Origin of the sequence: Acinetobacter lactucae (genome assembly GCF_013344765.1) — a bacterium.
In the GTDB taxonomy this organism is placed as follows: Bacteria; Pseudomonadota; Gammaproteobacteria; order Pseudomonadales; family Moraxellaceae; genus Acinetobacter; species Acinetobacter lactucae_A.
Genome location: NZ_JABVBF010000266.1, coordinates 1 through 2,496, shown reverse-complemented (window position 1 = coordinate 2,496; position 2,496 = coordinate 1). Strand labels below are relative to the sequence as shown.

The following is a 2,496-nucleotide window of genomic DNA, read 5'->3' as shown; positions in this document are numbered from 1 at the left end:
TTTAACTACTATTTTATGTAAAAGGGGGCTGGCTAAGAACTAGACGTTTGATGACAGAAAGATGAAAAAAGACTTCCTAAGCTTTGAAAAATGCGTATAATGCGCAACATCAAGTACGCGCTCATAGCTCAGCTGGATAGAGCACTTGGCTACGAACTAAGGGGTCGGGAGTTCGAATCTCTCTGAGCGCACCACTTGAAGAATTAACCGCTATATATAGCGGTTTTTTTGTGCGTATTTTTTTATCATTTCTATTTAAAGCTAAAAAATTAGCCAAATGTTTTAAAGCGACTTTCATCATCAAGAAAGGCTTTTTCACCTGCTTGGCCTTCAATTGAGCCAAATACTAATTGAGCTCTTAATTTCCATTGAGTAGGGATGTTAAAAGTAGTGTTAACTTTCTCATCGATAATTGGATTGTAGTGCTGTAAAGAGGCCCCAAGATCCTGCTCAGCCAGTACGCTCCATACTGCAAATTGTGCAATTGCTGTTGAATGTTCAGACCACACTGGGAAATTATCAGCATATAACTCAAATTGTTCTTGTAGACCTTTAATTACATCCTGATCTTCAAAAAATAAAACAGTACCTGCACCTGCTGCAAAACTTTGAATTTTTTGTTCAGTTCCAGCTAAAGCTTCAGCAGGTACAATAGTTTTTAAAACATCTAAAACAATATTCCAGAAGTTTTCATGAGACTGATTAAATAAAATTACAACGCGAGAAGATTGAGAGTTGAACGCTGATGGAATATGTTTGACTGCTTCTTGAATCAGTTCTTCAATTTCAGAAAGAGTATGCTTTAAATTTTTTCCAATCGAATAGATAGAACGGCGTTTTTTAATTAATTCTAAAAAGTTAGCTTCATTTGAAAGATGGCTCTCTTGAGTGGCTTGGATAACCACATCTTTTGAGACTGTTGCTTTTTGATTTAAGCCAAATAATTTTGCAAGAAAAGACATGAGACATTCCACTAAGAAGGTGATATCCCTATTGTAGAAATTTTAAAAAGTGAAATAAGCTCAAAAAATATGAAGCTACGTTCTATAGATGCAACGTCGCTGATCTTACAATCTAATAATAAGCACCACCTTTAAACAAAATAAAAAATCGCCTTTGATTCATTTTAAAGCTGAAATGAATGTGCTCTAATAGTTTCGATTTATTGAGTATTGATGCAGTGCAATGACTGAGCAAAAAACAGCTTTATCTTTACGTTACTATTTGAATTTAGAAGAGTCACAAGATGGATTTTCATTAGTGACGTTTGGGAAAAAGCAATTTACCCGTTTTTTAACACCTGCGATTAGTATCGCAATTATTATTTGGGGGGGGTATTTAGGCCTCTCTGGGGTTGGGCGATATTATATCGGGTTAGGTGTATTTTTTCTGGTGATGCAAGGCCTAATGCGTTACTGGCTTTTACCGATGTTATTTAAGCGTCAATTTATTCGTTACCAGTTTGGAAAGAGCGAGCAGGGCATCGACCTCTATCAAGATTATTTCGAGCTTTATGCCAATGGTCGTAAGCAAGTGATGCAATATGCAGATGTGCAAACCTTTGCTAAAGGTAAGTTGACCTACATGCTCGAACTAAAAAATAAAACTGTAATTATTGTACCGAAGCGCGCATTTGCACAGGTTTCGGATCAAACCATATTTGAAAATACATTTAAGAAATAAATTATTGGAATTATTAGCCGCAACAACAAAGGAAGCCTCATGAATACACGTCCTTCAAAAATCGTTTGCGTGGGCAGAAGTTACGCCGATCATGTCAAAGAATTAAATAATGCTATGCCTGACAAGCCGATATTATTTATTAAGCCACCGAGTAGCTTGATTGGTTTAAATGACGGTATTTCGTGGAATCCAGCGTGGGGCAGTTGTCATTTTGAGTGTGAATTAGTCTTACGTATTGACCAGCCTTTAAAAGGTGAAACCAACGCCGAAAAAGCTTTAAAAGCGATCGGAGCTGTGACTTTAGGTCTTGATTTAACAATGCGTGATTTACAGAATGATTTGAAAAGTAAAGGTTACCCATGGGAGCGCGCAAAAGCTTTTGATGGTGCTTGTGTTTTGTCAAACTGGGTTGATGTGAGCGAAATTACAGATTGGCAAGAGACCAAATTCACTTTCCATATTAATGATGAGTTACGTCAAGATGGAAATACTGCACTGTTAATGTTTAGCATTGGTGAACTGTTAACTGATATTAATCAGGTCTTTTCACTGGAACCGGGTGATGTGATTATGACAGGTTCACCTGCCGGTGTTGGACCATTACATACTGGTGATCAGTTAAAAATGACATTAAAAGGTGCAACGCAAGATTTTGTATGGGAAACTTTTGTAAAAGCATAATCCATTCCTAAATTTGCCAATAAAAAACCCTATTATTTTTTCAATAATAGGGTTTTTTATTGCCTAGATGTGGAAGACTTTTATATTAATAAATAATCTGATTTTCTATTTCCCTTCAAAAATTGTTGAAAG

The 2,496-nt window shown here is 36.2% G+C and carries 3 protein-coding genes and 1 tRNA gene; 3 read left to right on the top strand and 1 reads right to left on the bottom strand.

The window, feature by feature from the left end; genetic code table 11:
• Positions 1 to 117: 117 nt before the first annotated feature.
• Positions 118 to 194 (top strand) — tRNA-Arg (locus tag HUN22_RS16495).
• Positions 195 to 269: 75 nt separating this feature from the next.
• Here the strand turns inward: HUN22_RS16495 and HUN22_RS16490 are convergent.
• Positions 270 to 962, bottom strand: a complete 693-nt coding sequence (locus tag HUN22_RS16490; RefSeq protein ID WP_174731643.1) for a nitroreductase family protein — start codon at positions 960 to 962, stop codon at positions 270 to 272.
• Positions 963 to 1,185: 223 nt separating this feature from the next.
• Between HUN22_RS16490 and HUN22_RS16485 the strand changes: the two genes are divergently transcribed.
• Together HUN22_RS16485 and HUN22_RS16480 are read left to right on the top strand one after the other, a co-directional pair.
• The gene (locus HUN22_RS16485; RefSeq protein ID WP_174731641.1) at positions 1,186 to 1,683 is read left to right on the top strand and encodes a YcxB family protein; all 498 of its coding nucleotides are present in this window, start codon (positions 1,186 to 1,188) and stop codon (positions 1,681 to 1,683) included.
• A gap of 39 nt (positions 1,684 to 1,722) precedes the next feature.
• On the top strand, positions 1,723 to 2,364 hold the full coding sequence (locus tag HUN22_RS16480) for a fumarylacetoacetate hydrolase family protein (protein ID WP_174731638.1): 642 nt from the start codon (positions 1,723 to 1,725) through the stop codon (positions 2,362 to 2,364).
• Positions 2,365 to 2,496 lie beyond the last annotated feature (132 nt).